The 15,887-nt window shown below is 70.6% G+C and carries 17 protein-coding genes; 7 read left to right on the forward strand and 10 right to left on the reverse strand.

All coding sequences use genetic code 11. The features are described from left to right. Nucleotides 1–83: 83 nt before the first annotated feature. From ACFSE6_RS09910 to ACFSE6_RS09945, 8 genes are read right to left on the reverse strand one after another with little or no spacing between them, the layout of a single operon-like run. The gene (locus ACFSE6_RS09910; protein ID WP_388005850.1) at nucleotides 84–416 is read right to left on the reverse strand and encodes a metal-sulfur cluster assembly factor; all 333 of its coding nucleotides are present in this window, start codon (nucleotides 414–416) and stop codon (nucleotides 84–86) included. Continuing rightward, a complete protein-coding gene (sufU, locus tag ACFSE6_RS09915; protein ID WP_388005853.1) occupies nucleotides 413–904 on the reverse strand; it encodes a Fe-S cluster assembly sulfur transfer protein SufU in 492 nt (163 codons plus the stop codon). The genes ACFSE6_RS09910 and sufU overlap by 4 nt, the downstream gene beginning before the upstream one ends. Next, nucleotides 897–2,228, reverse strand: coding sequence for a SufS family cysteine desulfurase (locus tag ACFSE6_RS09920; protein ID WP_388005856.1), 1,332 nt, complete (start codon nucleotides 2,226–2,228; stop codon nucleotides 897–899). Before ACFSE6_RS09920 ends, sufU begins: the two co-directional genes overlap by 8 nt. A 12-nt stretch (nucleotides 2,229–2,240) precedes the next feature. Beyond that, on the reverse strand, nucleotides 2,241–2,999 hold the full coding sequence (sufC, locus tag ACFSE6_RS09925) for a Fe-S cluster assembly ATPase SufC (RefSeq protein WP_388005859.1): 759 nt from the start codon (nucleotides 2,997–2,999) through the stop codon (nucleotides 2,241–2,243). A 46-nt stretch (nucleotides 3,000–3,045) separates the two neighbouring features. Beyond that, nucleotides 3,046–3,390 (reverse strand): non-heme iron oxygenase ferredoxin subunit, encoded by a 345-nt coding sequence (locus ACFSE6_RS09930; RefSeq protein ID WP_388005862.1) that lies wholly within the window; start codon nucleotides 3,388–3,390, stop codon nucleotides 3,046–3,048. After that, nucleotides 3,387–4,622, reverse strand: coding sequence for a Fe-S cluster assembly protein SufD (gene sufD / locus ACFSE6_RS09935; RefSeq protein WP_388005865.1), 1,236 nt, complete (start codon nucleotides 4,620–4,622; stop codon nucleotides 3,387–3,389). The genes ACFSE6_RS09930 and sufD overlap by 4 nt, the downstream gene beginning before the upstream one ends. After that, complete coding sequence (gene sufB, locus ACFSE6_RS09940) at nucleotides 4,622–6,073, reverse strand: Fe-S cluster assembly protein SufB (protein ID WP_388005868.1); 1,452 nt, start codon at nucleotides 6,071–6,073, stop codon at nucleotides 4,622–4,624. Before sufB ends, sufD begins: the two co-directional genes overlap by 1 nt. Continuing rightward, nucleotides 6,070–6,852, reverse strand: a complete 783-nt coding sequence (locus ACFSE6_RS09945) for a helix-turn-helix transcriptional regulator (RefSeq protein WP_465254140.1) — start codon at nucleotides 6,850–6,852, stop codon at nucleotides 6,070–6,072. The genes sufB and ACFSE6_RS09945 overlap by 4 nt, the downstream gene beginning before the upstream one ends. 219 nt (nucleotides 6,853–7,071) lie before the next feature. On the opposite strand from ACFSE6_RS09945, the gene ACFSE6_RS09950 reads away from it, so the two are divergent. Further along, nucleotides 7,072–8,085 carry an ABC transporter ATP-binding protein gene (locus ACFSE6_RS09950; RefSeq protein WP_388005874.1) on the forward strand — a complete coding sequence of 338 codons (1,014 nt, stop codon included), beginning with the start codon at nucleotides 7,072–7,074 and terminating at the stop codon, nucleotides 8,083–8,085. Continuing rightward, nucleotides 8,082–8,861 (forward strand): ABC transporter permease, encoded by a 780-nt coding sequence (locus tag ACFSE6_RS09955; RefSeq protein ID WP_388005877.1) that lies wholly within the window; start codon nucleotides 8,082–8,084, stop codon nucleotides 8,859–8,861. The genes ACFSE6_RS09950 and ACFSE6_RS09955 overlap by 4 nt, the downstream gene beginning before the upstream one ends. Before the next feature lie 72 nt (nucleotides 8,862–8,933). On the opposite strand, the gene ACFSE6_RS09960 is transcribed toward ACFSE6_RS09955, so the two are convergent. After that, on the reverse strand, nucleotides 8,934–11,462 hold the full coding sequence (locus ACFSE6_RS09960) for a glycoside hydrolase family 65 protein (protein WP_388005880.1): 2,529 nt from the start codon (nucleotides 11,460–11,462) through the stop codon (nucleotides 8,934–8,936). After that, nucleotides 11,459–12,232 carry an HAD family hydrolase gene (locus ACFSE6_RS09965; RefSeq protein ID WP_388005883.1) on the reverse strand — a complete coding sequence of 258 codons (774 nt, stop codon included), beginning with the start codon at nucleotides 12,230–12,232 and terminating at the stop codon, nucleotides 11,459–11,461. The genes ACFSE6_RS09960 and ACFSE6_RS09965 overlap by 4 nt, the downstream gene beginning before the upstream one ends. A gap of 138 nt (nucleotides 12,233–12,370) precedes the next feature. Between ACFSE6_RS09965 and ACFSE6_RS09970 the strand changes: the two genes are divergently transcribed. The 5 genes from ACFSE6_RS09970 (at nucleotide 12,371) to ACFSE6_RS09990 (ending at nucleotide 15,876) form a co-directional block, all read left to right on the forward strand. Beyond that, nucleotides 12,371–13,342 carry a COX15/CtaA family protein gene (locus tag ACFSE6_RS09970; RefSeq protein ID WP_388005887.1) on the forward strand — a complete coding sequence of 324 codons (972 nt, stop codon included), beginning with the start codon at nucleotides 12,371–12,373 and terminating at the stop codon, nucleotides 13,340–13,342. A 201-nt stretch (nucleotides 13,343–13,543) separates the two neighbouring features. Further along, nucleotides 13,544–13,882: a PadR family transcriptional regulator gene (locus tag ACFSE6_RS09975; RefSeq protein ID WP_388005890.1), complete on the forward strand. Its 339-nt coding sequence runs from the start codon at nucleotides 13,544–13,546 to the stop codon at nucleotides 13,880–13,882. Next, a complete protein-coding gene (locus ACFSE6_RS09980) occupies nucleotides 13,875–14,267 on the forward strand; it encodes a DUF1048 domain-containing protein (RefSeq protein WP_388005893.1) in 393 nt (130 codons plus the stop codon). Before ACFSE6_RS09975 ends, ACFSE6_RS09980 begins: the two co-directional genes overlap by 8 nt. Beyond that, nucleotides 14,264–15,118: an ABC transporter ATP-binding protein gene (locus tag ACFSE6_RS09985; RefSeq protein ID WP_388005896.1), complete on the forward strand. Its 855-nt coding sequence runs from the start codon at nucleotides 14,264–14,266 to the stop codon at nucleotides 15,116–15,118. The genes ACFSE6_RS09980 and ACFSE6_RS09985 overlap by 4 nt, the downstream gene beginning before the upstream one ends. Beyond that, nucleotides 15,115–15,876 (forward strand): ABC transporter permease, encoded by a 762-nt coding sequence (locus tag ACFSE6_RS09990; RefSeq protein WP_388005899.1) that lies wholly within the window; start codon nucleotides 15,115–15,117, stop codon nucleotides 15,874–15,876. Before ACFSE6_RS09985 ends, ACFSE6_RS09990 begins: the two co-directional genes overlap by 4 nt. The last annotated feature ends 11 nt before the right edge of the window (nucleotides 15,877–15,887 follow it).

The raw sequence follows: 15,887 nt of genomic DNA on the forward strand, positions 1-15,887 counted from the left end.
GGCGGGCTCGGCCGGCGGGCGCCCCGACGAGTCTACGGCCGCTGCGGCCTCAGATCCCGGAGATTTTCCTCACCGGGACGGTGTCAGATGTTGAAGCCGATGGCGCGCAGCTGCTCGCGGCCGGTGTCGGTGATCTTGTCCGGTCCCCACGGCGGCATCCAGACCCAGTTGATGCGCTGGCCGGCGACCAGGCCCTCCAGGGCCTGCGCGGCCTGATCCTCGATGACGTCGGTCAGCGGGCAGGCCGCGGACGTCAACGTCATGTCGATGACCGCCTCGTTGTTCTGGTCCACCGTGATGCCGTAGACGAGGCCGAGGTCGACGACGTTGATGCCCAGCTCGGGGTCGATCACGTCGCGCATGGCCTCTTCGACGTCGGCGGCCGTCGTGGGTGAGGGGTTGGTGGTCTCGCTCATCGGTGCTCCTCCTCCGGCGCGCCGGTCAGGGCGTGGGCGAGCGCGTCGCGCAGGGCCATCCAGCCGAGCAGCGCGCACTTGATACGGGCAGGGTAACGGGCGACGCCCACGAACGCGGTCGCGTCCCCGAGGGCGTCCTGGCGGCCGGCCTCGAGCTCGGCGCCGCGGGCGTGCATGAGTTCGCGGAAGGTCTCGCCCAACTCCTCCGCCTCGCGGACGTCCGTGCCGAGAGTGAGGTCGTGCAGGACGGACAGCGAGGCCTGGGAGATGGAGCAGCCCTGGCCGACCCAGCCGAGTTCGCTGATGCGCGGGGCTCCGGCCGGATCCTCCGGGTGCTCGAGTCGGACCCGAAGTCGCACCTCGTCCCCGCAGGTGGGGTTGACCTGGAACGACTCCCCGTCGAAGGTCGCGAGTTCGCCGGCGCCGTGGCGCTGGCGCGAGTGGTCGAGGATGACCTGCTGGTAGAGCTGTTCGATCGCCTCAGCCATGGTCCACTCCGAAGAAGCGACGGACCCTGCCGAGCCCCTCGACGAACGCCTCGATCTCCTCCGAGGTGGTGTAGATCCCCGCTGAGGCCCGCGCGGAGGCGTGCACGCCGAGCCGGCGGTGCACCGGCTGGGCGCAGTGGTGACCGACGCGCACGGCGATGCCCTGGTCGTCGAGCACCTGCCCGACGTCGTGCGGGTGCACCCCCTCGACGGCGAAGGCGACGACGGCGAGCCGGTCCGCAGGGTCGTCCGGTCCGAGGATCCGTACCCCGGGCACGGAGGCGATGCCGTCGAGCAGCTGCCGGGTCAGCTCGGCCTCGTGCGCGGCGAGTGACGCCATCCCGAGTTCACCGAGGTAGTTCACCGCGGCGTGCAGCCCCACCGTCTGGGCCACCATCTGGGTGCCGGCCTCGAAACGCTGCGGCGGCGGCATGTAGGTGGTCGACTCCATGGTCACGACCTCGACCATCGACCCACCGGTGAGGAAGGGCGGCATGGCGGCCAGCAGGTCGCGCCTGCCGTACAGCACGCCGATCCCCGTCGGCCCGAGCATCTTGTGCCCGGAGAAGGCGGCGAAGTCGACTCCGAGGGCGGTGAGGTCCAGCGGGAGATGAGCGGCGGACTGGCAGGCGTCGAGCACCACCAGCGCGCCGACGTCGTGGGCGGCGGCGACGAGCTGGGATACCGGGCTGACGGCGCCGGTGACGTTGGAGGCGTGGGTGAGCGCGAGGACGCGCGTGCGGTCCGAGATCACCGAGAACGAGGCAGGATCCAACCGACCGTCGTCCCCCACCCCGATCCAGCGCAGTGTGGCGCCGGTGCGGGCGCACAGCTCCTGCCACGGCACGAGGTTGGCGTGGTGTTCGGCCTCGGTGACGACGATCTCGTCCCCCGGGCCCAGGGCGTACCCTTCCCGGGCCTGCGCCCCACCGCGCCCGAGCGAGGCGTTCGAGAAGGCGTACGCGACGAGGTTGAGGGCCTCGGTGGCGTTCTTCGCCCACACGATCTCGTCCTCACCGACGCCGACGAACGCGGCGACGGCGGCACGGGCCGCCTCGTAGGCCTCGGTGGCTTCCTCGGCGAGCTGGTGCGCACCTCGGTGGACGGCGGCGTTGGTCCGCTCGTAGAACTCCTGCTCGGCCTCGTAGACGCAGCGCGGTTTCTGCGACGTCGCCGCCGAGTCCAGGTAGACGAGCGGACGGTCGTCACGGACTGTGCGTTCGAGCAGGGGGAAGTCCGCCCGCACGGCCGCCAGCTCCGTCGCACTCAGCGAGCGGGGCGGGCCGGCGGCCGTGGCGGTCAGCTGCCCGGAAGCAGCGTTCATGCGCGATGCCTCTCAGACGCGAGCGGTGAGGTACTTGTCGTAACCCTCGGACTCGAGCTGGTCGGCCAGCTCGGGACCACCCTCCGTGGCGACCTTGCCTTCGACGAAGACGTGCACGAAGTCGGGCTTGATGTAGTTCAGGATGCGCGTGTAGTGCGTGATGAGCATGACGCCGAGCCCGGTGTCCGCGTGCACCCGGTTGACGCCCTCGGAGACGATGCGCAGGGCGTCGATGTCGAGGCCCGAATCGGTCTCGTCGAGCACGGCGAACTTCGGCTTCAGCAGTTCCATCTGGAGGATCTCGTGGCGCTTCTTCTCACCGCCGGAGAAGCCGTGGTTGACGTCGCGCTGGGCGAAGTCGGGGTCCATGCGCAGATCGGCCATGGCGTTCTTGACGTCCCCGACCCACTGACGCAGGGCGGGCGCCTCGCCGGTCAGCGCCGTCTTGGCGGTGCGCAGGAAGTTCGACACGGTCACGCCCGGCACCTCGACCGGGTACTGCATCGCGAGGAAGAGGCCGGCGCGCGCCCGCTCGTCGGCGGTCATCTCGGTGATGTTCTCGCCGTCGAGCAGGACCTCGCCGTCGGTGATCGTGTACTTCGGGTGGCCCGCGATGGCGTAGGCGAGGGTGGACTTGCCGGACCCGTTCGGGCCCATGATGGCGTGGATCTCGCCGGAGCGGATCGTCAGGTCGACGCCCTGCAGGATGGGCTTGGGGCCCTCGTTCGTCTCGACCGAGACGCGGAGGTTGTTGATCTCAAGGGTGGACATCTGCGCTTCTTCTCTTCTCTGGTCCGGGTATGGGGGCGCCGCGTGTTCAGGCGCCGGCGTTGACGGTCACGTCGACGTCGACGAGCACCCGCTCGCCGTCGATGGTGACCGGATAGACGGGGACCGGCTGGGTAGCCGGCAGGCCGGTCGGACGGCCGGTGCGCAGGTCGAAGGTCGACCCGTGCAGCCAGCACTCGAGGGTGGAGCCGTCGACCTCGCCGTCGGAGAGGTTCACCTGCCCGTGGGAGCAGATGTCCGACAGGGCGTGGAACTCACCGTCCTCGTCGCGCACCAGCGCGACCGGCAGCGGGGAGCCGTCGGGGCCGTCGAGCTCGAGGCTCAGGGCCTCGCCCGGCTCGAGGTCGGCGACGTCGGCCACGTGCTCCATCATCGTGCGCCCGCCTCCTGCTGCGGCATCGTCGTGCTCAGCTCCTCCTCGATGGCCTCCATCAGGCGCTCCTGAACCAGCGGGACGCCGATCTGGTTGATGAGCTCGGCGAAGAAGCCGCGGACCACGAGTCGGCGGGCGTCCGCCTCGTGGATGCCGCGCGAACGCAGGTAGAAGAGCTGCTCGTCGTCAAAGCGGCCGGTCGCCGAGGCGTGGCCGGCACCTTCGATCTCACCGGTCTCGATCTCCAGGTTGGGCACCGAGTCGGCACGGGCGCCCTCGGTGAGGACGAGGTTGCGGTTGAGCTCGTAGGTGTCGGTGCCCTCGGCCTCCTTCCGGATCAGCACGTCGCCGACCCAGACCGCGTGGGCACTGGCCCCCTGCAGCGCGCCCTTGTAGGTCACGCGCGACTTGCAGTTCTCGACCGCGTGGTCGACGAAGAGCCGGTGCTCCTGGTGCTGGCCGGAGTCGGTGAAGTACAGACCGAGCATCTCCACGTCCCCGCCTGGCGCGGTGAAGGCGGAGTCCGGGGTGAGGCGCACGACGTCGCCGCCGAGAGTGACGACGATGTGCTTCAGTCGCGCGTCCCGGCCGAGCTTGGCCCGGTGCGCGGACAGGTGCACCGCGCCGTCGTCCCAGTCCTGAACGGAGACCAGGGTGAGCTGGGCCCCGTCACGCACGTCGATCTCGACGGTCTGCGACAGGTGGGCGCCGCCGCGGTGGTCGAGGACGACGAGGGACTCACTCAGCTCCTCGGCCACCACCAGCAGGTGCTGCGCGGCGGGCTCCTGCTCAGTCTTCTCGCCGGTCACCCGGACCATGACCGGGTTGCCTTCGGCGAAGCCGCGCGGCACGGTGACGACGACGGCCTCGCGGAAGGACTCCCACGCCGCGGCCGCCGCACGGTCGCCCGGCGCGCCGACCGTGCCGAGCCGGCTGTCTGCACGCCCGACCGTCTCGACCGTGACGGCGTCGTCGTGCTCGACGTCCACCGTGGGGCCGACGGCGGTGAGCTCGCCCGCGAAGATCTGCTGCAGGCGGTTCACCGGCGTGAAGCGCCAGTCCTCCTCGCGACCCGTGGGAACGGGGAAGTCGGCCAGGGCGAAGGAGGTACCCCTCGCGGCCCGGGAGGCCTCGGGGGTGGCTCCGACGCCGTGGCTGTGCGCCTCGTCCGCCTGGGCTCGGGAGTGGTCGGTCGTCAGGTCCTGCTCGGCGGTGCTTGCGGCAGTGGTCATCAACCCACGGCCCCTTCCATCTGCAGCTCGATGAGGCGGTTGAGCTCCAGGGCGTACTCCATGGGGAGCTCACGGGCGATGGGCTCGACGAAGCCGCGGACGATCATCGCCATCGCCTCCGTCTCCTCCAGGCCCCGGGACATGAGGTAGAACAGCTGGTCCTCGCTGACCTTCGAGACGGTGGCCTCATGGCCCATCTCGACGTCGTCGACGCGGACGTCGACGTACGGGTAGGTGTCCGAGCGCGAGACGGTGTCGACCAGCAACGCGTCGCACAGCACGTTCGACTTGCTGTGCGAGGCGCCCTCCAGCACCTGGACGAGACCGCGGTAGGAGGCGCGGCCGCCGCTGCGGGCGACGGACTTGGAGACGATCGAGGACGAGGTGTGCGGCGCCAGGTGCACCATCTTCGAGCCGGTGTCCTGGTGCTGGTCCTCGCCGGCGAAGGCGATCGAGAGGGTCTCCCCACGGGCGTGCTCGCCCATGAGGTAGACGGCCGGGTACTTCATCGTCACCTTGGAGCCGATGTTGCCGTCGATCCACTCCATGGTGCCGCCGGACTCGACGGTGGCGCGCTTGGTGACGAGGTTGTACACGTTGTTCGACCAGTTCTGGATCGTCGTGTACCGCACCCGGGCGTCCTTCTTGACGACGATCTCGACCGCGGCCGAGTGCAGGGAGTCGGTCTTGTAGATCGGCGCGGTGCAGCCCTCGACGTAGTGCACGTAGGAGCCCTCGTCCGCGATGATCAACGTCCGCTCGAACTGGCCCATGTTCTCGGTGTTGATCCGGAAGTAGGCCTGCAGCGGGATCTCGACGTGCACGCCCTTGGGGACGTAGACGAACGAGCCGCCGGACCACACGGCGGTGTTCAACGCGGCGAACTTGTTGTCCCCGGCGGGGATGACCGAGCCGAAGTACTCCTCGAAGATCTCCGGGTGCTCGCGCAGGCCGGTGTCGGTGTCGAGGAAGACGACGCCCTGGCGCTCCAGGTCCTCACGGATCTGGTGGTAGACGACCTCGGACTCGTACTGGGCGGCGACGCCGGCGACGAGACGCTGCTTCTCCGCCTCCGGGATGCCGAGCTTGTCGTAGGTGTTCTTGATGTCCTCGGGCAGCTCGTCCCAGGAGGCGGCCTGCTGCTCGGTCGAGCGCACGAAGTACTTGATGGTCTCGAAGTCGATGCCCGAGAGGTCGGCTCCCCAGGTGGGCATGGGCTTCTTCTGGAACAGCTTGAGCGCCTTGAGACGGCGCTTGAGCATCCACTCCGGCTCGTTCTTCAGCTCGGAGATGTTCCGCACGACGTCCTCGTCGAGGCCGCGGCGGGCGTCGGCTCCGGCGACGTCGGGGTCATGCCACCCGTAGGTGTAGTTGCCGATCGAGGCGATCGTCTCGTCCTGGGTCATGGGCTCGCCGGGAGCCCTGATCTCCTGCTGGGTGGGAGAAGTCATCGGTTTCCTTCCGTGCTCCGAGTCGGGGATTGGTCGCCGCTCAGGTGGTCGTCGTGGGTCTCGGGGTCAGAGGGCGCGGTGAGCGCCGTGTCCGCGGTCTGCCGGGGCACCGCGAGCGGGATGTGCGTGGTGCACACGTGCCCGCCGGTGGCCAGCGTGGACAGGCGCTGGACGTGGACGTCGAGCAGGCGGGAGAACGCTTGTGTCTCCGCCTCGCACAGCTGGGGGTAGTGCTCGGCGACGTCCTGGACCGGGCAGTGGCCCTGGCACAGCTGCAGCGCGATCGCCTGGGATCCGATGCCCCGGGTGGTCGCGGCGTAGCCGTCCGCGGTGAGCGCTTCGGCGAGAGCCTGGACCCGAGCAGCCCGGGACGTGCCCGCCTGGTCGATCACCGGGCGGTAGCGCCGCTCGAGCTCGGCGACGCGGTCTTCGGCGAAGGCAGCCAGCGCGTCCTCTCCGGCTACCTGCTGGAGGAAGTCGAGCACGTGCGTGGCCAGGTCCGAGTAGGCGTCGGTGAGCCCCGCGCGCCCCGCCTCGGTGGCGACGTAGTGACGTGCCGGACGTCCGCGGCGGCGTTGCCCGGGACCGGCGGGTTCGTGGACAACGATCTGGCCGTCGTCCTGCAGGTGGGCGATGTGCCGACGCACGGCCGCCGGCGTCAGGTCGAGGGTGCGCGCGAGCGTGGCGGCGCTGACCGGGCCCTGCTCCACGACCAGTTCGAGGACCTTCTCACGCGTGCTCGCCTCGGCGTCCTGTCGCGTCTCGTCCTGGGTCCGCACGGCGTGGTCCTCCTCTCGCCGCTCCGGGTTGGGAGGCGCTGCCGGCCTGCGGCTCACGACAGCACCGCCACACCATTAAGAAAAGGTGTGCTTTCCTAATTGTTGTCCGGGGACGCCACGTCCGCAAGCAAGGCGACCCTCACCGGCTGTGAGGATCGGCACGCGCCGCCCGTCTGGCACGGAGCCGGCGCCCCGGCCGGTGCTGCCTACTCTTGGGGAGTGTCCAGCCCTGCCGCCGATCCCGCCCTGTCCGTGACGGACCTGCGCAAGTCCTACGGTACTCGCCCGGCGGTGCGCGGTGTCGGCTTCACCGCCGAACGGGGCGTGTTGACCGCGGTCCTCGGTCCCAACGGAGCGGGCAAGACCACCACCGTGGAGTGCTGCGCCGGTCTGCGCCGCGCCGACGCGGGCACGATCGAGGTGCTCGGCCGCGCGGTGGTGTCCGGGGCGCGCTCGGCGGGCTACCCCGCCGAGCTGCGGGCGCGGGTCGGTGTGATGCTGCAGGACGGCGGCCTCCCCCAGGCCCCGAAGGCCGGGGCGGTCCTGGAGCACGTCGCGCGCCTGCACCACGCTCCGGCGGACCCGTCGCAGTTGCTCGACCGCCTCGGACTGCGGACGGTGGCTCGCACATCGGTACGCCGACTCTCGGGAGGACAGCGCCAGCGGCTGGCACTGGCGGCGGCTCTGGTGGGGCGCCCGGAGCTGGTCTTCCTCGACGAGCCCTCCGCCGGCCTGGATCCGCAGGTCCGCCTCGACGTGTGGGAGCTGCTGCGAGAGCTGCGCGACGCCGGCGTCTCCATGGTGCTCACCACGCACCTCATGCAGGAAGCAGAGGAGCTGGCCGATCACGTGGTGATCATCGACGACGGCCGCGTGGTCGCCCGGGGCAGCCCCGGCGAGCTGACCGGGCCGGAGGTGGTGCGGGTCCTCCCCCGGCAGGCGGACGACGTCGCAGCGGTGGCGGCGGTACTGCGACATGGGCTGGCCGGGCACGACCGTTTCGCGGTGAGTGCGCACTCCACCGAGGTGACCGTCCAGTCGGCGCAGCCGCCGGACGCGGCCATCGTCGCCGCGGTCGGCACCGCGCTCGCCGAGGCGGGCTACGGCGATGCCCAGATCCGTGCCGACCGCCGCACCCTCGAGGACGTCTTCCTCGAGCTCACCGGACGCCGACTCGGGGGGCCGCAGACCGCGCTCGCCCCGGAGGAACCGCAGCGGAGGGAGCCGGCATGAGCACCCTCCCGGCCACCAGCGAGTCCGGCGGCGCGAGCTCGGCGTTTCGCCGGGTCCTGGCCCAGTGCCGGTTCGAGACCGCCGCGGTGCTCCGCAACGGGGAGCAGCTCCTGCTCACCCTGGTGCTGCCGTTGCTCGGGCTCACTGTCATGCTCCGCACCGAGCTGCTGCCGGTGCCCGGACATCCCGGGGCGCGCGCCGCCGCGGCCGTCGCGGGCGTGGTGGCCCTCGCGGTCGCCTCGCAACTGACGTCGCAGGCCATCGGCCTCGCGTTCGACCGCCGCTGGGGCGTGCTCCGTCTGCTCGCCACCACACCGTTGGGGCCACGCGGGCTGCTCGCCGGCCGGCTGGGAGCGGTGCTCGTGGTGCTCGCAGTGCAGGTCGGGGTCATCCTGCTGGGCGGGTTGGTGCTCGGCTGGCGGCCGGTGCCGGACCTGCCCGTGATGGCCGGCGGCGCGGTCCTCGTCGTCCTCGGCGCTGCGGCGTTCGTCGCCCTCGCCGTGCTGCTCGGGGGAACGTTGCGCGCCGAGGCGGTGCTCGCCGTCGCCAATCTGCTGTGGGTGCTCATGGCGGCCGGTGGCGGGTTGCTCGTCCCGGCGCAGTCCCTCCCCGATCCCCTGGCCACCGCCGTCGAGTTCCTGCCGTCCGGCGCTCTGGGCGAAGGACTGCGCCATCTCGCAATCTCCGGTGCGCTGGACCTACGCGCCGTCGCGGTCCTGATCGTCTGGGCCGCGGTCGGAACCTGGGCGGCGGCCCGCTGGTTCCGCTGGGAGTGAGGAGCAGACGACCCCGGGGCGGTCCGCTCTCGGCCGTCGAGCGACGATCGGGCGACGCCTGCCGCTGCGAGATCAGTCGTAGAGTCCGTTGCCGCCCGGTTCGGACCCACCCTCGTACTCATGCTCCCGGGTGGCCGGGACGGTCGCCGTGACGAGCGTGCCGTCGGCGCGGCGGGTGCCTTCGAGGTCGCGCGTGGTCGGGGCGCCGATGAGGCGCGGCCCCTGGTCGCCGAGCGGGACGGTGACTGGCCCGGCGGCGGTGACGGTGACCGGCTCGCCACGGATCTCGATCGTGGCCGACTCCCCTGCCTCGACCGTCAGGGTGACCTCACTCTGGTACAGGTCGACGCGCACCCGCGTGCCACGGAGCGTCAATCGGTAGGTCAGGCCGCTCCAGGTGTCGGGCAGCCGCGGATCCATGGTCAGCGTGCCGGAGGAGTCCCGCAGCCCGCCGAACCCGTAGACCAGAGCACTCCAGATCCCGCCGGCCGAGGCGACGTGGACGCCGTCGGGCGTGTTGTGATGCAGGTTCGCCAAGTCGACGTAGAGCGCGTCACCGAAGTACTTCAGCGCCACTTCCTGGTAGCCGACCTCCGCGGCGACGATGGCCTGGACGACGGCGGAGAGGGTGGAGTCACCCGTGGTGAGCGGGTCGTAGTAGTCGAAGTCGGCGCGCTTCTCCTCCGGCGTGAACTCGTGTCCCTGCATGAACAGGGCGAGGACGACGTCGGCCTGCTTGACCACCTGGAACCGGTAGATGACCAGCGGGTGGTAATAGAGCAGCAGCGGGTGCTTCTCCGGCGGAGTGTTCTCCAGGTCCCAGACTTCCTTCTCGAGGAACTGCGAGTCCTGGGGGTGGATGCCGATCCGTTCGTCGAAGGGGATGTGCATGGTCTCCGCGGCTCGCCGCCAGGCAGCGAGCTCGGCGTCGTCCAGGCCGAGCCGGCGCACCATGGCACGGTGTGCGGCCGGATGGTGCTCGCGGAGCTGGTCGACAGCGTCGGCGGCGGCCCGCAGATTGAACCGCGCCATGACGTTCGTGTAGAGGTTGTCGTTCACCACGGTGGTGTACTCGTCCGGTCCGGTCACCCCGTGGATGTGGAACGACCCGGGGCCCGTACCGCGCCAGAAGCCCAGATCGACCCAGAGCCGGGCGGTTCCGACCAGCAGGTCGATCGCCTCGCGGGCGAGGAAGTCCTCGTCGCCGGTGGCGGCGAGGTACTGGCGCAGCGCATAGGCGATGTCCGCGTCGATGTGGTACTGCGCGGTCCCGGCGGCGTAGTACGCCGAGGCCTCCTCGCCGTTGATGGTGCGCCACGGGAACAGCGCCCCGTGCTGATTGAGCTCGGCGGCCCGCTCGCGTGCGGCCCCGAGCAGGGTGTAGCGGAACCGCAACGCGTTCCGGGCCGCGCGCGGCATCGTGTAGGTCAGGAACGGCAGGACGTAGACCTCACCGTCCCAGAAGTAGTGACCGCCGTATCCCGAGCCGGTCAGGCCCTTGGCGGGGATGCCGCTGCCTTCGGCGCGCGCCGAGGCCTGGGCCACCTGGAAGAGGTTCCACCGGATGGCCTGCTGCGCGGCCGGCTGCCCGTGCAGCACGACGTCGCAGCGTTCCCAGTACCGCTCGAGCCACTCACGCTGGGCGGTGAAGTAGGTGTCGATGCCGTCCTGACGCGCCCGGTCGAGGGTGCGGCGGCACCGGTCGACGAGCTCGCGGGCGGGCACTCCGCGGGAGGTGTGGTACGAGACCACCTTGGTGATCCGGATCGGCCGTCCCTGACGCGCTCGGATCCGGTAGACGTGCTTGGCGAGGTCCTCCTCGACGAAGCCGAGCTCCTCGACCTGGTTGTCGGTCTCGATGCTGTGGTCGGCGGCCACCGCCAGGGTCATCCCGGAGTTCGTGCACCGGTAGCCCAGGACGTACCGCCCGTCACCGTGCCACTGGCACTGCGGCTGCAGCACCCGTTCGGTGAAGCTCTCGGCACGGCGCGGATCGAACCGCGAGCCCAGCGCGGCCTCGCGCACGTCGTACTCGTCGCTGCCGTCCTGACGGTTGAGGATCTGACTGGAGACCGTCACCGGTGCGTCCGAGTCCAGCACGGTGATCTCGTAGGTCATGATCGCCAGATGCCGCTCGGTGAAGGAGACCATGCGGCTTGAGGAGATCCGCACATGCTTGCCGGCCGGGGTACGCCAGTCGATGTCCCGGCGAAGGACGCCGTCGCGGAAGTCGAGGGTGCGCTCGTAGGACGGCAGGTCGGCGACGGGGAGCAGCAGCGGCTCGTCGTCGACGTAGAGACGCAGGATCTTCGTGTCCGGGGCGTTGACGATCGTCTGGCCGGTACGCGCGAAGCCGTACGCCTCCTCGGCGTGCCGGATGGGCCAGGTCTCGTGGAACCCGTTGACGAAGGTGCCGTGGCTGTAGCTGTCGCGCCCCTCCTCGACATTGCCGCGCATGCCCAGGTAGCCGTTCGCGACGGCGAAGAGCGTCTCGGTCACGCCCTGGTCCTGGGTACCGAAGGCGGACTCGCGTAGGGCCCACTCGTCGACCGGGAACCGATCCCGGTCGAGGTGCGTCGGGAGTCCGAACTCGTCGGTCATCCGTGCTCCTTGTTCACGTCTGGGTCCGTGGTCTCCACATCGGGCAGCAGGTCGGCCAGGTCGGTGACGACGAGGTCGGCGCCGGCCTCGCGCAGCCGCTCGGCGCCCACGCCGCGGTCGACGCCGACCACGAGGCCGAAATCGCCGGCGCGGCCGGCCTGGACACCGGAGAGGGCGTCCTCGACGACGGCGGACCGCGCCACTGGGACTCCGAGCCGCTCGGCCGCGTGGATGAACGTGTCGGGCTGCGGTTTGCCCGCCAGGTGCCGATCGGCGGCCACGGCTCCGTCCACCACGACGTCGAACCGGTCGGCGATCCCGGCCGCGGCGAGCACGGCCGGCGCGTTCTTCGAACTGGAGACGACGGCGACGGCGATCCCGGCGCCGAGGAGGGCGTCGGTGAACCGGACCGAACCGGGATACGGCTCGACGCCCTCGGCCTCGAGCACGGCGGTGAGCTCGGCGTTCTTCCGGTTGCCCAGGCCGCAGACCGTCTCCGCCTCAGGCGGGTCGGACGGATCGCCCTCGGGCAGGGTGATGCCGCGGGCGGCGAGCATCGCCCGCACGCCTTCGTAGCGCGGCCGGCCGTCGATGTGGTCGAAGTAGTCGGCGTCGGTGTACGGCTCGACGCCACGAGCCTCGAGGTACGGCGTGAACAACCGCGACCACGCCCGCATGTGCACCTCGGCCGTCGGGGTGAGGACCCCGTCGAGGTCGAACAGGACGGCATCGATGCCGGCGAACGTGCCGGCACGGATAGGCGCACTCATCGCCACTCCCCTGGTCGCGTCTCGGTCGGCACCAACGTAGTGCCCGACGCGCCGGAGTCGAACCCGGCCGCGCGGGAGGTGGCACGGACCACGCCGTGGGCGGCGAACACCGGTGCCGGCCCGACGTAGGCTGAAGACGTGAGCACCGCCACCGACCCGCGGCCCGGCCCGGCCGCGGCAGGAGACGCCGGACCGGGAGCGGGCCCCTCGCGCGCACGGGTGGACCGCCTCACGTGGGCGCTCGCGGTCGCGAACCTCCTCGCCCAGCTCGCCATCATCGTCACCGGCGGGGCGGTACGCCTGACCGGGTCCGGGCTCGGATGCTCGACCTGGCCGATGTGCGAGCCGGGCTCCTTCACGCCCGTCTTCCACGAGGCGACGTCGATCCATCCGTATGTGGAGTTCGGGAACCGGACGATGTCGGGCGTGCTCAGCGTCATCGCGCTGGCCCTGGTCTGGGCCGTCCACCGCCGAGAGCCGACGCGGTCTCGGCCGGCCTCGCTCAAGCGGCTGACGTGGTGGCCGCTCGCGGGCGTCGTGCTCCAGGCGGTCATCGGGGGCATGTCGGTGCTGTGGGTACTGCACCCGGTGATCGTCGGGTCGCACATGCTCTTCTCGCTCGCACTGGTCGCCTTCTCCACCTACCTGCTCGTGCGGCTCCGCTCGGCCGACGCGACGCCGCGCCCGCGACTGGCCGGGCCGGCTCGCGCCCTGCCGTGGCTGCTCGCGCTCCTTGCCGGAGCCGTGGTGATTCTCGGCACGGTGGTGACCGGGACCGGTCCCCACTCGGGCGACGCGGACGCGCCGTACCGGTACGCCCTCGACCCGGTCGTGGTCACGCGGCTGCATGCCGCAGCCGTGTGGGTCTTCCTCGCCGTCGTCATCGCCATCGGCGCAACACTGCTGAGGTCCCGCGACGCCGCGCACCTCCGCCCGGCCCGGCGCGGCTGGTCGATCCTCCTCGCCGTGACGGCCCTCGAGGGCGTCATCGGCTACACCCAGTACCTCACCGGCCTGCCGGAGGTGCTGGTCGGCGTCCACATGCTCGGTGCCGGCCTCGTGGTGGCGGCGGCGACACTGACCTGCAGCGGCCTGTACCGCCGCGCCTGACGCACACACCTGAGCGCCGGCCCCCGGCTCCCCCGCTCGGCCGTTTCCTGACGCACCCCGTCTCCCACCGCCGGCGCACCGACCAGGTCGCTGTGGCCCGGTGCGACGTGCCCCACCACTGCTGCGCCACCCCTTGCATCCAGCAGTACTCGGTGTCACTATGTACCGGTAGCTAGCATCACTGAGTACCAGGGAGGGCGGATGGGCAAGCAGACGACCGAGATGCTCAAGGGCGTGCTCGAGGGCATCGTCCTGGCGATCATCTCGGTGCGCCCGGCCTACGGGTACGAGATCACCGCCCGGTTGCGCGAGCACGGCTTCGCCGACATCGCCGAGGGGACGGTCTATGCGCTCCTCGTCCGGGTGGAACGACGGGGGCTCGTCGACGTGGAGAAGGTCCCGTCACAGAAGGGCCCACCGCGCAAGGTCTACGCGCTCAACGACAGCGGGCGCGCACAGCTCGACGAGTTCTGGGAGGCCTGGAGCTTCCTCGCAGAACGCCTTGAACAGCTCCGAGGAGAGGGACAGCACGATGGCTAAGTGGTACGAGCTCGTCACGGGCTCGCTCGAGGAGAAGAAGCGCTACAAGGACCTCAAGGCCCGCCAGAAGGCGCTGCCGGACGGTTACCGTACGGCCGCCGAGGGACTGTCGCGGTACCTCATGTACGCCGGCGGGATCGACAAGTCCGACGTGCTGCTCGCGATGCTCGAGGATCTCGTCGAGCTCTTCGAGCACAGCGCCGCCGCTGGGACACCGGTGCCGGAGATCGTCGGCGAGGACCCGGTCGAGTTCGCCGAGGACTTTCTCACGAACTACGACGACGGCCGCTGGATCAACAAGGAGCGTGCTCGGCTGGCCGAGGCCGTCGAGCGTGCCACGGCCGAGAACCGCGCCGCCGGCGAGAAGCCGGAGGACGAGCGATGAGCGCGCCTTCGCTGGACCACGCGCGCGCCCGGACGGGAGCCATCCGCGTCCGCGGGCTGACGAAGGCCTTCGGAGATCTGCAGGTCCTGCGTGGCGTCGACCTCGACGTGGCGGCCGGCAGCATCGTCGCGTTGCTCGGATCCAACGGCGCCGGCAAGACGACCGCCGTGAAGATCCTCGCGACGCTGCTCAAGGCCGACGGCGGCTCCGCCTCCGTCGCAGGGCACGACGTCGCCGCGGAGCCGGAGCGGGTGCGTGAGTCGATCAGCCTCACCGGCCAGTTCGCCGCCGTCGACGAGATTCTGACGGGGCAGGAGAATCTCGCGCTCGTCGCCCGGCTACGGCATCTGCCGGACCCGGACGGAATCGCCGAGCGCCTCCTCGCCCGCTTCTCACTGACGGACGCGGGCAACCGGAGGGTGGCCACCTACTCGGGCGGGATGCGGCGGCGGCTCGACATCGCGATGAGCCTCATCGGTGACCCACCGGTGATCTTCCTGGACGAGCCCACCACAGGACTCGACCCGCAGGCGCGCATCGAGGTGTGGGACGCCGTGCGCGAACTCGCACGGCAGGGCACCACCGTGCTGCTGACCACGCAGTACCTCGACGAGGCCGAGCAGCTCGCCGACCGGATCGCCATTCTCCACACCGGCCGCATCATCACTGAAGGCACCCTCGCCGAGCTCAAGGCGCTCATGCCGCCGACGACGGTCGAGTACGTCGAGAAGCAGCCGACCCTGGAGGAGATCTTCCTCGCCGTGATCGGCGAGACCCCTCCGTCCGAGGACGCCACACCGGCACCGTCCACCACGTCCACCACCAGGTCCACGAAGAAGAAGGGGCGATGACGATGCGCCTGCTCGGCGACACCGCCACACTGACCGGCCGGTCGCTGCGCCACATCGCGCGCAGTCCGGACACCATCATCACCACCGCGATCATGCCGATCGCGTTCCTGCTGCTGTTCGTCTACGTCTTCGGGGGCGCCATCGACGTGGGCGGGGCGAACTACGTCGACTACCTGCTGCCGGGGATCCTCCTCATCACCATCGCGTCGGGCGTGGCCTACACCGCGTACCGCCTCTTCCTCGACATGCAGGGCGGACTGTTCGAGCGTTTCCGGTCCATGCCGGTCGCGCGCTCGGCGGTGCTGTGGTCGCACGTCCTCACCTCGGTCCTGGCGAACCTCATCTCGCTCGTGATCGTCGTCGGGGTCGCTCTGCTCATGGGTTTCCGCAGCGATGCGCGCCCGCTCGCCTGGCTCGCCGTGGCCGGCATCCTCGTCCTGTTCACCCTGGCGATCACCTGGATCGCCGTCATCTCGGGACTGTCGGCGAAGTCCGTCGACGGCGCCAGCGCATTCTCCTACCCGCTGATCTTCCTGCCGTTCGTCAGCTCCGCGTTCGTCCCGACGGACTCGATGCCCGCTCCGGTGCGGTGGTTCGCCGAGAACCAGCCGGTGACCTCGATCGTCGACACCATCCGCACGCTGTTCGCCGGCGGGTCGGTCGACGGCGAGATCTGGGTCGCGCTGGCCTGGTGCGTCGGCATCCTCGTCGTCGCCTGGGCCGTGGCCGGGGTGATCTATCGCGGCAAGGCGTCCTGAGCGGCCGCCTC

Source organism: Georgenia deserti, assembly GCF_042680605.1.
GTDB classification, from domain to species: domain Bacteria; phylum Actinomycetota; class Actinomycetes; order Actinomycetales; family Actinomycetaceae; genus Allobogoriella; species Allobogoriella deserti.

Bases quoted from the DNA above. Each gene is read 5' to 3' on its own strand.
- ACFSE6_RS09910 (WP_388005850.1), bottom strand. From the start codon at position 416: ATGAGCGAGACCACCAACCCCTCACCCACGACGGCCGCCGACGTCGAA.
- sufU (WP_388005853.1), bottom strand. From the start codon at position 904: ATGGCTGAGGCGATCGAACAGCTCTACCAGCAGGTCATCCTCGACCAC.
- ACFSE6_RS09920 (WP_388005856.1), bottom strand. From the start codon at position 2,228: ATGAACGCTGCTTCCGGGCAGCTGACCGCCACGGCCGCCGGCCCGCCC.
- sufC (WP_388005859.1), bottom strand. From the start codon at position 2,999: ATGTCCACCCTTGAGATCAACAACCTCCGCGTCTCGGTCGAGACGAAC.
- ACFSE6_RS09930 (WP_388005862.1), bottom strand. From the start codon at position 3,390: ATGATGGAGCACGTGGCCGACGTCGCCGACCTCGAGCCGGGCGAGGCC.
- sufD (WP_388005865.1), bottom strand. From the start codon at position 4,622: ATGACCACTGCCGCAAGCACCGCCGAGCAGGACCTGACGACCGACCAC.
- sufB (WP_388005868.1), bottom strand. From the start codon at position 6,073: ATGACTTCTCCCACCCAGCAGGAGATCAGGGCTCCCGGCGAGCCCATG.
- ACFSE6_RS09955 (WP_388005877.1), top strand. From the start codon at position 8,082: ATGAGCACCCTCCCGGCCACCAGCGAGTCCGGCGGCGCGAGCTCGGCG.
- ACFSE6_RS09960 (WP_388005880.1), bottom strand. From the start codon at position 11,462: ATGACCGACGAGTTCGGACTCCCGACGCACCTCGACCGGGATCGGTTC.
- ACFSE6_RS09965 (WP_388005883.1), bottom strand. From the start codon at position 12,232: ATGAGTGCGCCTATCCGTGCCGGCACGTTCGCCGGCATCGATGCCGTC.
- ACFSE6_RS09975 (WP_388005890.1), top strand. From the start codon at position 13,544: ATGGGCAAGCAGACGACCGAGATGCTCAAGGGCGTGCTCGAGGGCATC.
- ACFSE6_RS09980 (WP_388005893.1), top strand. From the start codon at position 13,875: ATGGCTAAGTGGTACGAGCTCGTCACGGGCTCGCTCGAGGAGAAGAAG.
- ACFSE6_RS09985 (WP_388005896.1), top strand. From the start codon at position 14,264: ATGAGCGCGCCTTCGCTGGACCACGCGCGCGCCCGGACGGGAGCCATC.
- ACFSE6_RS09990 (WP_388005899.1), top strand. From the start codon at position 15,115: ATGACGATGCGCCTGCTCGGCGACACCGCCACACTGACCGGCCGGTCG.